The sequence below is a fragment of the Acinetobacter calcoaceticus DSM 30006 = CIP 81.8 genome, from assembly GCF_000368965.1.
GTDB lineage: Bacteria > Pseudomonadota > Gammaproteobacteria > Pseudomonadales > Moraxellaceae > Acinetobacter > Acinetobacter calcoaceticus.
The window spans coordinates 2,596,503-2,616,090 of record NZ_KB849780.1; the positions used below are offsets into that span (position 1 = coordinate 2,596,503).

Here is a 19,588-nt window from a genome sequence, read left to right on the forward strand (position 1 = left end):
TCAAACATATTTCTTTTAGATAAATCATTTTTTTGCATAAGTTTATAGCCTATTGTGTTTAGCTTTTTTTTGCATAAATAAAGACCGAATACTTATTTTTTCTGAAATAAAAATCCCTTTAGGGTATCTGCTCATCCAATTATTTTTTCTTTTCTCTTTCGGGGAGCACGAAACCTCATGGCACTTTTCAACACCACTTCATGGGCAAAATATTCAGTCATCGCGGCCAGCCTTGCAGGAGTGATGATGCTAAGTGGTTGTGCCAAAAAAGAGGAACAAGCCACCACAACTTTAAATATTGGCTATCAAAAATATGGCATCCTTCCTATTTTAAAGGCACGTGGTGACCTAGAAAAAGTACTAAAAGATCAAGGCGTACAAGTAAAATGGGTTGAGTTTCCTGCTGGACCTCAATTGCTTGAAGGCTTAAATGTAGGGAGTGTTTCACTTGGTGAAGCAGGTGAAGCTCCCCCAATCTTTGCTCAAGCTGCCAATCCAAATTTAGTCTATGTCGCAAACCAACCCGCTGCCCCAAAAGCAGAAGCGCTATTAGTACAAAAAGACTCTCCAATTCACTCTATTCAAGATTTAAAAGGCAAACGTGTTGCTCTTAATAAAGGCTCGAATGTTCATTACCTGTTATTGAAAGTTCTAGAAGCCAACAACTTAAGCTTAAGTGATATTCAACCTGTTTATTTACCGCCATCAGACGCACGTGCGGCCTTTGAAAAAGGTGCGGTAGATGCATGGGTGATTTGGGACCCATTCTTTGCAGCGGCTGAACATCAAATTCAGGCACGAGTTTTAGCAACAGGTGAAAATTTGGTAAGCAATCATCAGTTCTATTTAGCTGACCGTAAGTTTGCAGAAAATAATCCGAAAGTTCTCAACACAGTTGTACAGACACTTAATCAGACAACTGAATGGGTCAGCACACATCAAGATGAAGCTGCCAAGCTACTCGAAAAACCTACAGCACTTGAGTTTGATGTACTCAAAACCTCCATTTCACGTATGGGTTTTGGAGTTCAGCCAATATCAGACAAGGTGGCACAAGAACAACAACAAGTAGCTGATGCCTTTTATGCGCAAAAGCTCATTCCAAACAAACTCACCATTCAAGACGCCATTTTAAAACTGAAATAAACCCAGCTTAGGCACGGCTTAAATAACCATATAAATGCTGTGCCTTGCCTCAAGGGGAACAAGGATATCAATATGCAACATCAGTCATTTTTCAATAAGAGTCAGTGGGTCCAGTTAGTTAAACGTATTAGCGCAGTCACTGTATTAGGTTTAACAATTGCAGCACCAGCTTGGGCAATTGACCCAACTGTAAAAGAACTTCGTATTGGTTTTCAAAAAAGCTCTATTAATTTTGTGATTGCCAAACAGCAAAAATTATTTGAACAAGAATTTCCAAATGCCAAAGTTACTTGGAATGAGTTCCCTGCTGGCCCACAAATTTTAGAAGCTTTAGCTGTCGGTTCACTTGATGTTGGAGTCACTGGAGATACCCCACCAGTCTACGCACAAGCAGCTGGCAAGCCTTTATATTACATTGCTTATGAAGCGGCTAAACCGCTGGCATCGGCAATTTTAGTTCCAAAAAACTCGCAACTGAAACAGCTTAAAGACCTGAAAGGCAAACGTATTGCGCTGCAAAAAGGTTCCAGCTCTCATTACTTGCTTGTACAAGCCGTACGTAAAGCAGGCCTAAACTGGAGCGACATTACTCCAATTTGGCTTACTCCTGCCGATGCTCGTGCTGCATTCCAAAAAGGTGCCGTTGATGCATGGGCAATTTGGGATCCTTACTTCGCTTCAGCACAATTAGAAGATCAAGCCCGTGTTCTTGCATCAGGTAAAGGCTTAAGCCCGAATTATACGTTTTACTTAGCCGCTCCAGATTTTGTTAAACAACATCCTAAAGCCGTTTCCGGACTCATCAAACAAATCAATCAAGCCGACAAATGGGTTCAAAGCCATCAAGCAGAAACGGCAAGTGCCATTGGCCAAAGTACAGGCCTTAAGCCTGCGACCAGTGACTTATTCATTAAACGTCGTCCACGCCCATCATCGGCAGCGCCACTCAACAGCAAAGTTATTGCTGAGCAACAACAGCTCGCAGACATTTTTACCCAACAAGGCATCATTCCAAAACCAATCAGCATCAAACAAGCTGTTTGGATTGCCAAGTAATTTCAATAGACATATAGGTAATGCACATGAAAATTTTCTGGTTTATTCCTACCCACGGTGATAGTCGCTATTTAGGTACAAGTAAAGGCGCTCGTCAGGTTGACCATGCCTATATGAAGCAAATTGCTGTGGCGGTAGATAATTTGGGTTATGAAGGTGTACTTATTCCAACGGGTCGTTCATGTGAAGATCCTTGGATTACAGCGGCTAGCCTGATTGATGCAACACAACACCTTAAATTTTTAGTCGCGTTACGTCCGGGTGTAACCACACCAGCTTTAGCAGCACGTATGGCTGCAACATTTGACCGTTTGTCGAATGGTCGCGTGTTACTCAACCTAGTGACTGGTGGTGATGAAGCTGAACTACGCGGTGATGGATTATATGAAGATCACTCAACGCGTTATCAAACAGCCAACGAATATGTGAAAATCTGGCGTGAAATTTTGACACGCTCACATACAGGTGAAGCATTTACATTCCACGGCGAGCGTTTACAAGTTGATGATGCAAAACTGCTTTATCCACCTGTTCAAAAGCCTTATCCACCACTTTGGTTCGGCGGTTCTTCAGACGTCGCTGTAGACTTGGCCGCTGAGCAAGTCGATACTTACCTCACTTGGGGTGAACCACCAGCAGCAGTTAAACAAAAGATCGAACATGTTCGCGCCAAAGCTGAAGCTAAAGGCCGTAAATTAACTTACGGCATTCGCTTGCATGTGATTGTTCGCGAAACCAATGAACAAGCATGGGCAGCAGCTAATGAACTCATTCAATATCTTGATGATACGACCATTGCTGCCGCACAGAAAAAATTTGCACAAATGGACTCTGTCGGTCAACAACGTATGGCAGCTCTCCACGGCGGTAACCGCGACAAGCTTGAAGTGTCCCCAAACCTCTGGGCAGGTATTGGCCTAGTCCGTGGTGGTGCGGGTACAGCACTTGTAGGTGACCCTGAAACAGTCGCAGCCCGTATTCAGGAATATTCTGACCTAGGTATCGATACCTTTATTTTCTCAGGCTATCCACATCTTGAAGAGTCAATCCGTTTTGCAGAATTAGTATTCCCTCTATTACCAATCGAAACTCGTGCCAAACTTGCTCAGCCAAATTTAACCGGTCCATTCGGTGAAATTATTGCCAACAACTATGTTCCCGACGAGAAGAAGCAAAATAGTTCCGTCAAGGAGCCTGCATGAGTAAAGATGAAAGTATTGTTTCACGTGGAACAAAACAAATCGGGCAGCATTTGCTGCCTTGGATTTTCCCGATAATCCTATTGATTGTCTGGCAAATTGCATCGAGTTCTGGTCTTTTAGAAAGCCGTATTTTGCCGGCACCCACGGCAGTCATTTCCGCTTTTTGGCACTTACTCGTTAGCGGAGAATTATGGCATCACGTTAAGGTAAGTGCAGGTCGCGCTTTGCTTGGGCTTTTAATTGGGGGTGGTCTAGGTTTGCTATTGGGTTTACTAAATGGCTCTTCTCGATTTGCCTCTACCCTACTCGATACGACCTTGCAAATGATTCGTAACATTCCAGCATTAGCACTTATTCCACTCGTCATCTTGTGGTTCGGTATTGATGAAACAGCAAAATTATTTTTAGTCGCAGTAGGTGTTTTTTTCCCAATTTATATCAATACCTATCACGGGATTCGGTCAGTTGACCCTCAATTGATTGAGATGGGTAAAAGCTACGGACTTTCACGTTGGCAGCTCTACAAAGAAATTATTCTTCCGGGTGCGATGCCTTCTATTTTAGTCGGTTTACGCTTTGCTTTGGGTCTGGTTTGGGTATTGCTGATTGTTGCTGAAACCATTTCTGCTCAAGCTGGTATTGGTTATATGACCATGAATGCACGTGAGTTTTTACAAACAGATGTGGTATTGGTCGGTATTCTTCTTTACGCCTTACTAGGCAAACTGGCAGATGTCTTAGCACAGATTTTAGAGCGCTATTTACTACGTTGGCACTCTGGATATCAGAAATAAGGGAGCTTAAAACATGACAAATCTGAATTTAAATATTAATCAGAATGACGTGCAGCTCATTCCTGAAGAGCCAACAGAATCACAAGAACCTACGTTAGGCGCAGAGATTCTGATTGAGCAGCTATATAAATTTTATGGCGAGGTTAAGGTTCTTGAAGATCTTGACCTACACATCCAACCTGGTGAATTTTTAGCAATTGTTGGTCGAAGTGGCTGTGGTAAAAGCACCTTACTACGTTTAATTGCCCAACTTGAAAAAGCCAGTTTTGGAGAAATTAAATTTAAGTCTGCTCGCCATTTGCGTGAAGGCATTACCAATGATGATATTCGAGTCATGTTCCAAGATCCTCGTTTACTTCCTTGGAGAAATATTCTTCAAAATGTTCAACTTGGACTACCAAAATCGCAACATGCTTTAGCTGAAGAATTACTAGAAAAAGTTGGTTTAAAAGAAAAATCGGGACAATGGCCTTCACAACTCTCTGGCGGCCAGCGACAACGTACAGCTTTAGCACGCGCACTGTCGCATACGCCACGCATTTTGTTGTTAGATGAACCTTTGGGTGCATTAGACGCGCTCACCCGTCTTGAGATGCAAAGCTTGATTGAACGTTTGTGGAAAGAGCAAGGTTTTACCGCGATTTTGGTCACACACGATGTAAGTGAAGCAGTGCAATTAGCTGACCGTATTATCTTATTAGATAAAGGTCAGATTGCTCAAAGTTTCCAAGTTAATTTGCCACGCCCACGCAAAAAGAGCATTAGTTTTGCCCAACTTGAGCAACAAGTACTCGATGCTGTTTTGGCAACTTAGGTTCGCAATGAGTAATAAGAACCGTTCAACCGAAAAATGCCCAATTTACGAGCAATAAAGCTGCTGTTTTATTGCTCTTTTTTAGGGCGAAATTTTAAAAATATTTTTAAGAATAACAATAAACTAGTTAAATTCTTTATTTTTTGCACAATAGTATATCTATTACGCAAATAACTAGCCGTTTTTTGATTAAAAAAGCAAGACACCTGTGCACAAATCAAACAATTTCCCTTACAATGGGAATATTATTTTTTTAATTATGCAGCAGATGGAACAAAAAAAGAGTACCCAAAAGCGCAATCAGCTTCTTGCTGCCGCCCTTGACGTATTTTCGGTCTATGGGTTCACTGGCGCAAGTCTGGATGAAATTGCCCAACTCGCCGACATGCATAAGTCGAATATTTTCTATTACTACGAAAATAAAGAGTCTTTATATGTAGAAGTGCTCACAACTGTTTTACAAAAATGGTTGGCTCCCTTACAAACATTAGAATCTGAATTAGAACCAGCCGAAGCCCTATCTCACTATTTAATACAAAAAATCGAACTGTCTCGTAGCCAACCGAAAGCATCTAGATTGTTTGCATTAGAAATAATTCAAGGCGCTCCGCATATTTTACCTATTCTCAAAGGACCATTAAAAAAACTATTTAAGCGTAAAGCTAAAGTCATTCAGACTTGGCAAGAAGAAGGAAAGATTTCACCAGATATCGATCCAGAATTATTAATTTTAAACATTTGGGGCCTTACGCAAAACTATGCAGATTTTGCAACACAAATGGAAATGGTGACTGGAAAAACTCTTCGTAACCGAAGCATGTTCCAACGCTCAATTGAGCACACAGTACACCTGATGCTCTACGGCGTATTGCCTCGTTAAAACCAAAAAAAGATCGGCAAATTTGCCGATCTTTTTTTAGAAATGATTTTGATAAAGGGCCAAAAGTTTTTGGGCACCTAATAATAAATTCTCTTCCCAATCCACATGTGCAGTGTCATCTGCTCCATCAGTAATATACTTCACAGAAATCAAGCGAACTCCTAACTTATGGCAGACTTTGGCTAAAGCATACCCTTCCATATCCACCACATCGCAAGCTACCTTTGGCTGGCCTGTTTCAAATGAATCGCCAGTACCACAAATCCCCTTTGGCAAATCAGCAAAATGTGGTTGAAGGTGAATTTCAGCTGGCAAGTGATCATCTAACGGCGTTACACCTACTTCAAACCCTAGGGGTGAAACATCCATATCACGTTGTACAAAAGTCTTCACCTCGACTAAATCATGTCGATTAAACGCAGAGCTTCCAGCTGTACCTAGATTAATTAAAGTTTTACAGCCAGTTTTTTGAATAACCTCAAATGCTTTAAAGGCAGCATTAATCTTACCAATACCGCTGTAATGGACTTCAACACCTGCCTGCTCAAATAAACCTTTAGATTCATTAGGAAGTGCCATAATTAAAGCAATATCAGTGTTCATTCAAAAAGCTCAAATCAAAATTAAATAAAATTAGAAAATAAGTATAAATCAGGTGCAAAAGCTTTTTGCACCTTTTCATCATTACTACATTTTTTGTTGTAAAGCGATTAAGCATGGAGAAAAGAACAGTTGACCACTATATGCTCCTGCTAGCGTTTTCTTCATTACAACGCCCCACATCGTCAATAATAGAATACTCAATGCCACAGCAACGTATTGTAAAAATACAATTTCAAGCTGATGTCCTAAATTAAATAGCGCCAGAATAAATACGCCTAATGGAAAGGTTAACCCCCACCAACCTAAGTTGAATGGAATACCTGTCTTTGCATGACGAAGCGTTGTTAAGATTGCTAGACCAAGCCACCATAACCCGAAACCTAAAAGCACTAGACTGCCCACAATTCCTAAAGCTTGAAAGACATTCGCGAATTGGTCAAATCCTACATTTGGCGCCACTCTTTGTGCCTGTTGCCCTAGCAACAATAATCCTAAAGCACCTGTACCAATTGGGCCTAAAGAGAGCCAGCTAGAAATCGCGACTTCTTTTTCAGGTAACTGATGTAAAGCCATACGCAACATTAAAATTGTCAAAATAGCGAACGCAGGTAAAACAGAGATTCCCCAGAGTACGTAACCAGCCAGTAATAAATGAAAGCTATGCAAATTTGCTGGTAAATGAGCAACTAACATGCCCGCAGAACTTGCTGCTACTTCACAGGCAACCACAGGTAAAAGCCAGATTGCAGTCATAGTATGTAACTGATGGTTCTGACGGCTAAACATGCAAAACGGCACAATCCACGCAATTGCTAGAGCTAAAAAGACATCGATGTACCATAAAGCTTGGGCAATATGGATTGCCACTTCACCGTAAAGCCCAACACCAAAGCTTAAGAAACCATTTAGTATGGTAGCTAACCCCATCGGAATAGCACCTAAAAACAAGCTCATGTTTGGATGCTTAAATATTTGCTTCGCTTCATGAGGGAAAAGCAACCACCGCAATAAATAGAGACCTGAAAAAACACTAAATAGGACAATATTAAATTGCCATAACAAGGTTGCTAGCATGAATAAAAATGATTGAGCAAAAGGAAGCTGAATTAAAATCATACTTACCACACCAGTACCCATAGTCGCTGTAAACCAATTTGGGGTAAAATGTCGTATAACATCTTTGCTTTGATTTAATTGGTAAAAGGGTTTTTTCATCTTAATTCTCTAATCAAAGAGTGGATGAAAATATAGTAGAGCAAATAATTAATAAGAAAAATTGATTTATTTTTATTTAATTCATCAATATTTTAAATATAAAGAATATTCATATTGAAAAATAACTGAGTAAAAACACAACAACAAGACGAATCTGTGAGATTATGGCAATATATAGCCCTTGCAAAAATAGCCATATTTTAAGTTCATGAAACTGCTTCGTCTTAATGCGTTATCGCCCAATTTTCAGTTACCACCAACAGCGGTAACTATTGGTAATTTTGATGGTGTCCATTTAGGTCACCAAGCGATGATTGCTCAACTCAAAAAAATTGCTGCAGCACAAGGCTTAAAAACATTGGTCATGATTTTTGAGCCACAACCTCTTGAGTTTTTTCAAGGTTACGATGCCCCTCCTCGTATTAATTCATTACGGGAAAAAGTCGAATACCTAGCCGAACTTGGAGTAGATTACATTGCAGTTGCTAAATTTGATCAACACTTTCGTAGCATGAGTGCTACTGAATTTGCCGATTTATTAAAAGACAAATTAAACGCACAAGCTTTGGTTTTAGGTGATGATTTCCATTTCGGCAAAGACCGTCAAGGCAATAGCGAATTTTTAAAAGATTACGGATTTGGGGTCACCAACTTACATACCATTGAACTCGAAGGTGAACGTGTAAGTTCAACTCGTATTCGTCAGGTACTTCAGGCAGGAAATCTTGCCTTAGCCGCTAAATTATTAGGCCGTCCATACAGTATTACTGGACGTGTTCAATATGGCGACCAGATTGGACGAACTCTCGATTTTCCAACCATTAACGTTCGCCTCAACCGCCATAAACCTTGTTTAAATGGCATTTATGGGGTTGAAGTCATTTGCGAAACAACTTCGTTAACTCAAAAAGTACTTCAGGACGCACCTGAAAAACCGGGAATTGCCGGATATCATGAAAACAGCCTGTATGGCGCGGGTCATGTCGGTACACGTCCAGCCATTCAGCAAGAACATCCAGAGTGGAGATTAGAAGTACATTTCCCTGATGTTTCTGCTAATCTGTATGGCTTATTTATGCGGGTGACTTTTCTTCACTATCTTCATGGTGAATTGAACTACCCTTCGCTTGAAGCACTTAAGGCAGGAATTGATAATGACGTGCATCAGTTACGACAATATCGTAACGACACGACACAATTTCCTTTTTAATTCGAATTTTGATTGTAAAACATGTCGGCTCCCAAGCTGATTAAACTGGATGAAAACTTGCATGAGCGATAAGCAAACTCCTGAGAATGCAGTGGACTACAAAGCCACGCTAAACCTGCCAGATACTCAATTTGCAATGAAAGCAAATTTGGCAGTACGTGAAGTGAAATGGTTAGAAGAGTGGTATACCGACAACATTTATCAGCAGATTCGTGCATCGCGTATTGGCAAGAAAAAATATATTTTGCATGATGGCCCTCCATATGCGAACGGTACAATTCACTTGGGTCATGCGGTCAACAAAGTACTCAAAGACGTTATTGTAAAAAGTCGTACTCTATCAGGTTTCGATGCACCTTATGTGCCGGGCTGGGACTGTCATGGTTTGCCAATCGAGCTAAAAGTTGAAGAAAAAGTAGGTAAAGTTGGCGAAAAAGTTGACGCGGCTACTTTCCGTAAACTTTGTCGTGAATACGCACTAAAACAAATTGATTTACAGCGTAATGACTTTAAACGTCTAGGTATTTTAGGTGACTGGGATAATCCTTATCTCACCATGAACTATAAACAAGAAGCCGATATCGTTCGTGCTTTAGGTTTAATTCAAAAAAATGGTCATATCCAGCCGGGCTTAAAGCCAGTGAACTGGTGTATGGACTGTGGTTCTGCGCTTGCTGAAGCTGAAGTTGAATACGAAGATAAAAAATCTGACGCTATCGACGTTGGTTTTGGCGTTGTCGATCTAAAAGACTTAAGTACACGTTTAAATGTAGACGTTCAAGATCCAACAGATATCGTGATCTGGACCACTACACCATGGACATTGCCTGCGAACCAAGCCGTTGCTTTGCACGCCGAAATTGAATATCAATTGGTACAAGTGACTACTGAGCGTGGTAAGCAAAACTTCATTCTTGCTAAAGACCTTGTTGCTTCAGCAATTGAACGCTATAAACTTGAAAATCCAGTAGTTTTAGCGGACTTTACTGGTAGCAAACTTGAAAACCTTACATTACAACATCCTTTACTTACCGATCGTCAAGTTCCGGTGATTTTAGGTGAACACGTTATTGCAACAAGTGGTACAGGTGCAGTACATACCGCTCCTGGCCATGGCGCAGACGACTATAAAGTAGGTCTTCAATATAACCTTACAGTAGATAACCCAGTGGGTGGTAACGGTGTTTATTTACCAACTGCTCCAATCTATGCTGGTGAGCACATCTATAAAGCCAATCCAAAGATTATCGAAGCTTTGGGTGCTGTAGGCCGTTTATGGGCACATCAACCAATCAAACACAGTTACCCGCACTGCTGGCGTCATAAAACCCCTATTATTTTCCGTGCAACTCCGCAATGGTTTATTAGCATGGATCAAAAAGGTTTACGCGAAGGTGCCATTAATGCAATTGAAAACGATATCGAGTTTGTACCGAACTGGGGTAAAAACCGTATCGAATCAATGATTGAAGGACGCCCAGATTGGTGTATCTCACGTCAACGTACTTGGGGTGTGCCAATTCCATTCTTCGTTCATAAAGATACGAACGAGTTACACCCTCGTACACCTGAATTAATCGAAGAAGTTGCTAAACTTATCGAACAAGAAGGTATCGAAGCATGGTTCAAACGTGATGCGAAAGACTTCATTGGTGAAGATGCTGAACAATATAACGCTATTCGCGATACCCTCGATGTATGGTTCGATTCTGGTACAACGCATTACGCTGTACTTGAACAACGTGAAGATCTAGAAAGTCCTGCCGATTTATATTTAGAAGGTTCAGACCAGCACCGTGGTTGGTTCCAGTCTTCTTTATTAACGTCTATGGCAATTCACAATCGTGCACCATACAAAGCATTGTTAACCCATGGCTTTACGGTTGATGAAAATGGTCGTAAGTTGTCGAAATCTTTAGGCAACTATATTCCGCTTGAAGAAATCATCAAACAACTTGGCGCTGATGGTTTACGCTTATACGTAGCTTCTAGTGACTATCGCTATGAAATCGCGGCGTCTAAAGAAATCTTTAGCCGTGTAAGTGATAGCTACCGTCGTATTCGTAATACATTACGTTTCTTGCTTGCTAACTTAAATGGTTTCAAACCAAGCACAGATGCTTTGGCAGTAGATGATTTAATCGCTCTCGACCAATACATCTTGCAGCGTGCGAATGAAGTACAACAAACGATTATCACTGCCTATGAAGAAATGAACTTCCATGTAGTGTGTAGTGCGTTAACAAGCTTCTGTATTAATGACTTAGGTGGTTTCTACCTAGACATTATCAAAGATCGTCAGTACACCACTAAAGCGGATTCTCAGGCACGTCGTTCTGCACAAACAGCGCTTTACCATATTGTCCAAGCATTTATCCGTTGGATGAGCCCAATCTTAAGCTTTACCGCACAAGAAGCATGGCCACTCATTCCAGAACAAACTGAAAAGTATGTATTTACTTCAGAATGGTATGACCTACCGGTTTCATCAAAAGCAAACTTGCTTTCTGAGGAAGATTGGCAAACATTGATTAGCGTAAAATCTGCAGTAAATAAACAGATTGAAGCAGCGCGTAACGCTAAACTTGTCGGCAGTAATCTTTCAGCCAAAGTTGAACTTTGGGCAAATGAATCATTACAAACAGTTTTAAACCAACTGGCTGATGAACTCCGTTTTGTTCTTATTACTTCAGAAGTAGTAGTACATCCATTTGCTGAACAAGGTGAAGCAACTGAAATGGAAGGCTTACGTGTACAAATATCTGCAGCTGAAGGTGAAAAATGCGCACGTTGCTGGCATGTCCTTCCAGATGTAAATACACATGCCGATCATCCTGGTTTATGTGATCGTTGTATTGTGAACGTCACTGGTCGTGGCGAAGTGAGAAAATATGCCTAATTCACAAGCTAAAAAAGGCTTATTCCAGTTTTATCCACACAATCTAATTTGGCTTGGACTTTCTGTACTTGCCATTGTGTTGGATCAATGGACAAAATGGATTGCAAGTACACATCTGAACTATGCGGATCCAGTGCCTGTGCTTCCATTCTTAAACTGGACACTATTACATAACTATGGTGCAGCCTTTAGCTTTTTATCTGATGCAGGAGGATGGCAACGCTATTTCTTCACATCCTTAGCAGGCTTAGTTTCAATACTTTTTGTATTTTGGTTGCTTCGTATGCCTAAAAAAATGGTGGTGCTACCTGTAGCCATCGCTTTAATTTTAGGTGGAGCATTAGGCAATTTAATTGACCGCATTACTTTAGGCTATGTTGTCGATTTTATTCATGTCTATTACCAAAATCATCACTTTCCAGCTTTTAATATTGCGGACAGTGCCATTACCCTAGGTACCATCTTGCTACTCATCGATACATTCTTCCTTGAGAAGCAACGTAACCAAAATTCGGATGCATAATATGACCGAAATTATTCAACCTAACGAAGAAATTCGTATTACAGACGGCTCTAAAGTTGATCTACATTTTTCAGTAGCTATTGAAAATGGCGTAGAAATCGATAATACCCGTAACCGTGAAGAACCAGTTACTCTTACTATTGGCGACAGCAACCTTTTACCTGGTTTTGAAAAAGCCTTATTTGGTTTACGTGCAGGTGACCGTCGTACGGTGCATCTTCCACCTGAAGATGCATTTGGACCATGGAATCCAGAAAATATTCAAACTTTCGATACGGTTAAGTTTGAACAACGCCCTATTCCTGGCCATATGATTGAGTTTGAAGATAAGGCAAAAACAACCTTATTCGGCGTAGTGAAGTCGGTAAATGATGACATTACAGAAATTGATTTTAATCACCCGTTAGCTGGGAAAAATATTACCTTTGAAGTAGAAATATTCAAGGTAACTCCCGAAGGCCAACAGGGCATTAAGCTCATATAAATAAAAAGCCCTCTTAATGAGGGCTTTTTATTATTCAATCTTTTATTGATGACATAAGAATCCTTACAAATTCTATATTCTCTCCCACCTATATAATGAATTAACTTATAAAGATAAAAATTCTTAGGAAACATACATGCTGGTCTATATTATCGTAGGAAGTGTTCGTGAAGGACGTACAGCAATTAAAGTTGCCAATTGGCTAGAAACCACAATTCCAACATTGGGTCTAAACGATTTCCAAACTGAAGTCGTCGATTTAAAAGAATGGGATTTACCTTTTTTTTCAGGCTCTCACCCACCCGCCACTGGAATTTATGATCAACCTAAACAACAAGAATGGGCAAACAAAATTGCTCAAGCAGATGCTTTTATCTTTATTAGCCCAGAATACAACCATGGTTACAGTCCAGCCTTAAAAAATGCTCTCGACTACGTAGGTAAAGAATGGAGCGATAAACCTGCTGCATTTATTGGATATGGTTCAACTAATGGCTCTCGCTCTATTAGCCAAATACGTCAAGTCACCTCAAGTTTAAATATTATTGATCCAAATGCTGTACTAGAGATTCGGGATATATTTAAACGTAATAAAGATGAAAAATTCGAAGCTAATGAATTTGAAGTAAAAGGACTTCAATCAATTGTTGAAAAACTACAGAAATATCATTTAGCTTAAAAACAAAAGGCCTCCAATTAAATAAAAGAGGCCTTTATTTATAGTTTCATAAACTCTTTAAGTAATTCACTATATCTATATTACTAGCCATTTCTGCAAGCTGTAGTGCTGTGTATTCACTCTTATAGTCGACATGAGCTCCCTTTTCGACTAATAGCTTAACGACCTCTAGATGATCATTCTCGGCAGCTGCTTGTAGAGCACTATAGCCTTCATCATCTGTCTGATTAGGATCTTGTCCTTCTAAAAGTAATTGTTCTACTTCATCTAGATCGCCTAAAGAAGCCCAATAGACCAATTCAGGGAGAGAGAGTTCTTCATCGTCTTCAGGTATTGAAGAGAAGGAATTAATTTTCACGTAAACACCTAAAAATAAGAAACTTCATCGTTATTATATTCATAGAACACAGCTAGTATACAAATCTGATTTTGAATCAGTATTTTTATTGCCCTATATTTCCCAACATTTTATGTGTGTATTTTAATTTGCGCATAAAAAAACACCCTCAACTGTTAAGTTGAGGGTGTTTGAATAATGAGCTGGCGATGACTTACTCTCACATGGGAAACCCCACACTACCATCAGCGCTAAGAGGTTTCACTTCTGAGTTCGGGAAGGGATCAGGTGGTTCACTCTTGCTATGGTCGCCAGCACAACTGGTATGGATACTTGCATTGGTCTTATTGGTTGCCGATGCGTTTTCCAAATCTTTACAGATGGGCTGATTGAGTCTTACTATATTTTGTTCATTTTAGCTAAGCGTATAACTAAATCAAGTTGCTTTGCATATTAATGAATCGATTGATGCTTTATATACAACTGCTTGGGTGTTGTATAGTCAAGCCTCACGAGCAATTAGTATTGGTCAGCTTCACATATCACTATGCTTCCACATCCAACCTATCAACGTCCTAGTCTCGAACGGCTCTTTAGAGGACATAAAGTCCTAGGGAAATCTTATCTTGAGGTAGGCTTCCCGCTTAGATGCTTTCAGCGGTTATCCCTTCCGAACATAGCTACCCGGCGATGCGACTGGCGTCACAACCGGTACACCAGAGGTTCGTCCACTCTGGTCCTCTCGTACTAGGAGCAGATCCTCTCAAATTTCCAGCGCCCACGGTAGATAGGGACCGAACTGTCTCACGACGTTCTAAACCCAGCTCGCGTACCTCTTTAAATGGCGAACAGCCATACCCTTGGGACCTGCTTCAGCCCCAGGATGAGATGAGCCGACATCGAGGTGCCAAACACCGCCGTCGATATGAACTCTTGGGCGGTATCAGCCTGTTATCCCCAGAGTACCTTTTATCCGTTGAGCGATGGCCCTTCCATACAGAACCACCGGATCACTAAGACCTACTTTCGTACCTGCTCGACTTGTGGGTCTCGCAGTTAAGCGCGCTTTTGCCTTTATACTCTACGCGTGATTTCCGACCACGCTGAGCGCACCTTCGTACTCCTCCGTTACTCTTTAGGAGGAGACCGCCCCAGTCAAACTACCCACCAGACATGGTCCTCGCCCCGGATTACGGGGCAGAGTTAGAACCTCAACATTACCAGGGTGGTATTTCAAGGACGGCTCCATTGGAACTAGCGTTCCAACTTCAAAGCCTCCCACCTATCCTACACAAGTAAGGTCAAAGTTCAATGTCAAGCTGCAGTAAAGGTTCACGGGGTCTTTCCGTCTAGCCGCGGGTACACTGCATCTTCACAGCGATTTCGATTTCACTGAGCCTCTGCTGGAGACAGCGCCGCCATCATTATGCCATTCGTGCAGGTCGGAACTTACCCGACAAGGAATTTCGCTACCTTAGGACCGTTATAGTTACGGCCGCCGTTTACTGGGGCTTCGATCAAGAGCTTCGCTTACGCTAACCCCATCAATTAACCTTCCAGCACCGGGCAGGCATCACACCCTATACGTCCACTTTCGTGTTTGCAGAGTGCTATGTTTTTAATAAACAGTTGCAGCGGCCTGGTTTCTGTGGCTGTCATCAGCTCAGGAAGCAAGTTCCATCACCAACAACAGCGTACCTTCTCCCGAAGTTACGGTACCATTTTGCCTAGTTCCTTCAGCAGAGTTCTCTCAAGCGCCTTGGTCTACTCGACCTGACCACCTGTGTCGGTTTAGGGTACGATTCCTGTGTAACTGAAGCTTAGAGACTTTTCCTGGAAGCATGGTATCAGCCACTTCGCTGTACAAGTACAGCTTGCTATCAGATCTCAGCATAGAGCACCCCGGATTTGCCTAAGATGCATGCCTACTTCCTTTCACCTGGACAACCAACGCCAGGCTGACTTAACCTTCTCCGTCCTCTCATCGCATTACACAGAAGTATTGGAATATTAACCAATTTCCCATCGACTACGCCTTTCGGCCTCGCCTTAGGGGTCGACTCACCCAGCCCCGATTAACGTTGGACTGGAACCCTTGGTCTTTCGGCGAACGGGTTTTTCACCCGTTTTGTCGTTACTCACGTCAGCATTCGCACTTCTGATACCTCCAGCATACTTCTCAATACACCTTCATCGGCTTACAGAACGCTCCCCTACCACTTGACTTAAAAGTCAAATCCGCAGCTTCGGCACATAGTTTTAGCCCCGTTACATCTTCCGCGCAGGCCGACTCGACTAGTGAGCTATTACGCTTTCTTTAAAGGGTGGCTGCTTCTAAGCCAACCTCCTAGCTGTCTATGCCTTCCCACATCGTTTCCCACTTAACTATGATTTTGGGGCCTTAGCTGGCGGTCTGGATTGTTTTCCTCTTGACTACGGACGTTAGCACCCGCAGTCTGTCTCCCGGATAGTACTCATAGGTATTCGGAGTTTGCATCGGTTTGGTAAGTCGGGATGACCCCCTAGCCGAAACAGTGCTCTACCCCCTATGGTATTCGTCCGAGGCGCTACCTAAATAGCTTTCGGGGAGAACCAGCTATCACCAGGCTTGATTAGCCTTTCACCCCTATCCACAAGTCATCCCCTGGCTTTTCAACGACAGTGGGTTCGGTCCTCCAGTTAGTGTTACCCAACCTTCAACCTGCTCATGGATAGATCGCCTGGTTTCGGGTCTATACCCAGCAACTAAACGCCCTATTAAGACTCGATTTCTCTACGGCTCCCCTATACGGTTAACCTCGCTACTGAATATAAGTCGCTGACCCATTATACAAAAGGTACGCAGTCACCGAACAAGTCGGCTCCCACTGCTTGTATGCATGCGGTTTCAGGATCTATTTCACTCCCCTCACAGGGGTTCTTTTCGCCTTTCCCTCACGGTACTGGTTCACTATCGGTCAGTCAGGAGTATTTAGCCTTGGAGGATGGTCCCCCCATATTCAGACAAGGTTTCACGTGCCTCGCCCTACTCGTCATCATTATGTGTGCCCTTTCGTGTACGGGAATATCACCCTCTACGTTCGCACTTCCCAGAGCGTTCCACTAAAACACACATAACTTAATGGGCTGATCCCCGTTCGCTCGCCGCTACTAAGGGAATCTCAATTGATTTCTTTTCCTAAGGGTACTGAGATGTTTCACTTCCCCTCGTTCGCCTTGCAACACTATGTATTCATGTTGCAATACCTACCTTAAAGTAGGTGGGTTCCCCCATTCAGAAATCTCCGGATCAAAGGATATTTGCCGCCTCCCCGGAGCTTATCGCAGGCTATTACGTCTTTCATCGCCTCTGACTGCCAAGGCATCCACCACATGCACTTAATTACTTGACTATACAACCCCAAACAGTCGTTATTACCTACAAGGAGTAATAAGACATGATCAATGATTTCTCATCAATCTCTTACAGTTTGAAGTACTGTGTATTTAAACACTGTACAGCTTCAATCTAATTCATATACCAAAACGCTTGATTCAGTTAATTTGCTAGTTCTCAATTAATTCCAAGATCAGAATTACTTCCTCTCTCTTCATTATTGAGTGAACAATTTATTTCAGACTCAATTTTGCCAATCTGTTAATGAATAAACATGCCTTCGTCAGGTCATGCTTAATACCGTGATACTTAAATCACAGAAGTTAATAAACCAAGATTTAAATCTTTATTTACTAATTTCTGTAATCCGAACTTCTCTTAAGTTCTGGTGGAGACTAGGAGAGTCGAACTCCTGACCTCCTGCGTGCAAAGCAGGCGCTCTACCAACTAAGCTAAGTCCCCAGCTTACATCATCAGTTATGTATCTTCTTTTCTATAACTTCAACCAGTCAAAGTCATGGTGGGTCTGACAAGACTTGAACTTGTGACCCCACGCTTATCAAGCGTGTGCTCTAACCAACTGAGCTACAGACCCTCAGATACATCTATGAAGAACAACTTGTTGTGGATTCTTACCAATCGTCAATCTTTCGTTAAGGAGGTGATCCAGCCGCAGGTTCCCCTACGGCTACCTTGTTACGACTTCACCCCAGTCATCGGCCACACCGTGGTAAGCGTCCTCCTTGCGGTTAGACTACCTACTTCTGGTGCAACAAACTCCCATGGTGTGACGGGCGGTGTGTACAAGGCCCGGGAACGTATTCACCGCGGCATTCTGATCCGCGATTACTAGCGATTCCGACTTCATGGAGTCGAGTTGCAGACTCCAATCCGGACTACGATCGGCTTTTTGAGATTAGCATCCTATCGCTAGGTAGCAACCCTTTGTACCGACCATTGTAGCACGTGTGTAGCCCTGGCCGTAAGGGCCATGATGACTTGACGTCGTCCCCGCCTTCCTCCAGTTTGTCACTGGCAGTATCCTTAAAGTTCCCGACATTACTCGCTGGCAAATAAGGAAAAGGGTTGCGCTCGTTGCGGGACTTAACCCAACATCTCACGACACGAGCTGACGACAGCCATGCAGCACCTGTATGTAAGTTCCCGAAGGCACCAATCCATCTCTGGAAAGTTCTTACTATGTCAAGGCCAGGTAAGGTTCTTCGCGTTGCATCGAATTAAACCACATGCTCCACCGCTTGTGCGGGCCCCCGTCAATTCATTTGAGTTTTAGTCTTGCGACCGTACTCCCCAGGCGGTCTACTTATCGCGTTAGCTGCGCCACTAAAGCCTCAAAGGCCCCAACGGCTAGTAGACATCGTTTACGGCATGGACTACCAGGGTATCTAATCCTGTTTGCTCCCCATGCTTTCGCACCTCAGCGTCAGTGTTAGGCCAGATGGCTGCCTTCGCCATCGGTATTCCTCCAGATCTCTACGCATTTCACCGCTACACCTGGAATTCTACCATCCTCTCCCACACTCTAGCTAACCAGTATCGAATGCAATTCCCAAGTTAAGCTCGGGGATTTCACATTTGACTTAATTAGCCGCCTACGCGCGCTTTACGCCCAGTAAATCCGATTAACGCTTGCACCCTCTGTATTACCGCGGCTGCTGGCACAGAGTTAGCCGGTGCTTATTCTGCGAGTAACGTCCACTATCTGAAGGTATTAACTTCAGTAGCCTCCTCCTCGCTTAAAGTGCTTTACAACCATAAGGCCTTCTTCACACACGCGGCATGGCTGGATCAGGCTTGCGCCCATTGTCCAATATTCCCCACTGCTGCCTCCCGTAGGAGTCTGGGCCGTGTCTCAGTCCCAGTGTGGCGGATCATCCTCTCAGACCCGCTACAGATCGTCGCCTTGGTAGGCCTTTACCCCACCAACTAGCTAATCCGACTTAGGCTCATCTATTAGCGCAAGGTCCGAAGATCCCCTGCTTTCTCCCGTAGGACGTATGCGGTATTAGCATTCCTTTCGAAATGTTGTCCCCCACTAATAGGCAGATTCCTAAGCATTACTCACCCGTCCGCCGCTAAGTGATAGTGCAAGCACCATCACTCCGCTCGACTTGCATGTGTTAAGCCTGCCGCCAGCGTTCAATCTGAGCCATGATCAAACTCTTCAGTTAAAAATCATTTTGCACCTTATTAAAGACAAGGTGCCAATTCTGGCTCATCAATTTTCTGACTTAAATTTCGCTCAAATAAACTTCGAGTAATTTAAACCAATCAATCAATGATAATATTTCGATCAATCAATCAGTAAAAATCCACACAAGTTGTTCTTCATAATCTCTTAATGATCTT

General features: G+C 42.5%; 14 protein-coding genes, 2 tRNA genes and 3 rRNA genes. 11 read left to right on the forward strand and 8 right to left on the reverse strand.

The window, feature by feature from the left end:
- Positions 1-177 precede the first annotated feature (177 nt).
- The 6 genes from F936_RS17140 (at position 178) to F936_RS17165 (ending at position 5,892) form a co-directional block, all read left to right on the forward strand.
- The gene (locus tag F936_RS17140; RefSeq protein WP_005049269.1) at positions 178-1,146 is read left to right on the forward strand and encodes a sulfonate ABC transporter substrate-binding protein; all 969 of its coding nucleotides are present in this window, start codon (positions 178-180) and stop codon (positions 1,144-1,146) included.
- Between the two features lie 72 nt (positions 1,147-1,218).
- Positions 1,219-2,202, forward strand: a complete 984-nt coding sequence (locus F936_RS17145; RefSeq protein ID WP_005049271.1) for a sulfonate ABC transporter substrate-binding protein — start codon at positions 1,219-1,221, stop codon at positions 2,200-2,202.
- A 26-nt stretch (positions 2,203-2,228) separates the two neighbouring features.
- A complete protein-coding gene (gene ssuD, locus F936_RS17150; RefSeq protein ID WP_003655801.1) occupies positions 2,229-3,404 on the forward strand; it encodes an FMNH2-dependent alkanesulfonate monooxygenase in 1,176 nt (391 codons plus the stop codon).
- Positions 3,401-4,198: an aliphatic sulfonate ABC transporter permease SsuC gene (gene ssuC / locus F936_RS17155; protein ID WP_003655804.1), complete on the forward strand. Its 798-nt coding sequence runs from the start codon at positions 3,401-3,403 to the stop codon at positions 4,196-4,198. The genes ssuD and ssuC overlap by 4 nt, the downstream gene beginning before the upstream one ends.
- Before the next feature lie 13 nt (positions 4,199-4,211).
- Positions 4,212-5,012 carry an ABC transporter ATP-binding protein gene (locus tag F936_RS17160; protein WP_003655806.1) on the forward strand — a complete coding sequence of 267 codons (801 nt, stop codon included), beginning with the start codon at positions 4,212-4,214 and terminating at the stop codon, positions 5,010-5,012.
- A gap of 259 nt (positions 5,013-5,271) precedes the next feature.
- Positions 5,272-5,892 (forward strand): TetR family transcriptional regulator C-terminal domain-containing protein, encoded by a 621-nt coding sequence (locus tag F936_RS17165; protein ID WP_003655809.1) that lies wholly within the window; start codon positions 5,272-5,274, stop codon positions 5,890-5,892.
- A gap of 36 nt (positions 5,893-5,928) precedes the next feature.
- Here the strand turns inward: F936_RS17165 and F936_RS17170 are convergent, their stop codons facing one another.
- Together F936_RS17170 and F936_RS17175 are read right to left on the reverse strand one after the other, a co-directional pair.
- Positions 5,929-6,495 carry a 5'-methylthioadenosine/S-adenosylhomocysteine nucleosidase family protein gene (locus F936_RS17170; protein WP_003655810.1) on the reverse strand — a complete coding sequence of 189 codons (567 nt, stop codon included), beginning with the start codon at positions 6,493-6,495 and terminating at the stop codon, positions 5,929-5,931.
- A gap of 84 nt (positions 6,496-6,579) precedes the next feature.
- Complete coding sequence (locus F936_RS17175) at positions 6,580-7,710, reverse strand: TDT family transporter (RefSeq protein WP_005049276.1); 1,131 nt, start codon at positions 7,708-7,710, stop codon at positions 6,580-6,582.
- Between the two features lie 208 nt (positions 7,711-7,918).
- Between F936_RS17175 and ribF the strand changes: the two genes are divergently transcribed.
- The 5 genes from ribF to F936_RS17200 all read left to right on the forward strand — a co-directional run bounded on the left by ribF (position 7,919) and on the right by F936_RS17200 (position 13,505).
- On the forward strand, positions 7,919-8,920 hold the full coding sequence (gene ribF, locus F936_RS17180) for a bifunctional riboflavin kinase/FAD synthetase (RefSeq protein WP_003655815.1): 1,002 nt from the start codon (positions 7,919-7,921) through the stop codon (positions 8,918-8,920).
- Positions 8,921-8,981: 61 nt separating this feature from the next.
- Entirely contained in the window at positions 8,982-11,819 is a 2,838-nt protein-coding gene (ileS, locus tag F936_RS17185) for an isoleucine--tRNA ligase (RefSeq protein ID WP_005049280.1), read from the forward strand.
- On the forward strand, positions 11,812-12,342 hold the full coding sequence (gene lspA / locus F936_RS17190) for a signal peptidase II (RefSeq protein WP_003655819.1): 531 nt from the start codon (positions 11,812-11,814) through the stop codon (positions 12,340-12,342). Before ileS ends, lspA begins: the two co-directional genes overlap by 8 nt.
- A gap of 1 nt (position 12,343) precedes the next feature.
- Complete coding sequence (locus F936_RS17195; RefSeq protein WP_005049283.1) at positions 12,344-12,826, forward strand: FKBP-type peptidyl-prolyl cis-trans isomerase; 483 nt, start codon at positions 12,344-12,346, stop codon at positions 12,824-12,826.
- Between the two features lie 136 nt (positions 12,827-12,962).
- Positions 12,963-13,505 carry an NADPH-dependent FMN reductase gene (locus tag F936_RS17200; protein ID WP_005049288.1) on the forward strand — a complete coding sequence of 181 codons (543 nt, stop codon included), beginning with the start codon at positions 12,963-12,965 and terminating at the stop codon, positions 13,503-13,505.
- A 46-nt stretch (positions 13,506-13,551) separates the two neighbouring features.
- Here F936_RS17200 and F936_RS17205 read toward each other — a convergent pair whose 3' ends face one another.
- The 6 genes from F936_RS17205 to F936_RS17230 form a co-directional block, all read right to left on the reverse strand.
- Positions 13,552-13,863, reverse strand: coding sequence for an ankyrin repeat domain-containing protein (locus F936_RS17205; RefSeq protein WP_005049290.1), 312 nt, complete (start codon positions 13,861-13,863; stop codon positions 13,552-13,554).
- Between the two features lie 180 nt (positions 13,864-14,043).
- A 5S ribosomal RNA gene (gene rrf, locus F936_RS17210) occupies positions 14,044-14,158 on the reverse strand.
- Between the two features lie 182 nt (positions 14,159-14,340).
- Positions 14,341-17,234, reverse strand: a 23S ribosomal RNA gene (locus F936_RS17215).
- Between the two features lie 370 nt (positions 17,235-17,604).
- Positions 17,605-17,680 (reverse strand) — tRNA-Ala (locus F936_RS17220).
- Between the two features lie 56 nt (positions 17,681-17,736).
- A tRNA-Ile gene (locus tag F936_RS17225) sits at positions 17,737-17,813 on the reverse strand.
- A 59-nt stretch (positions 17,814-17,872) separates the two neighbouring features.
- Positions 17,873-19,410 (reverse strand): 16S ribosomal RNA (locus F936_RS17230).
- Together the 16S, 23S and 5S rRNA genes with 2 tRNA genes alongside form the textbook arrangement of a ribosomal RNA operon.
- Positions 19,411-19,588: the final 178 nt, after the last annotated feature.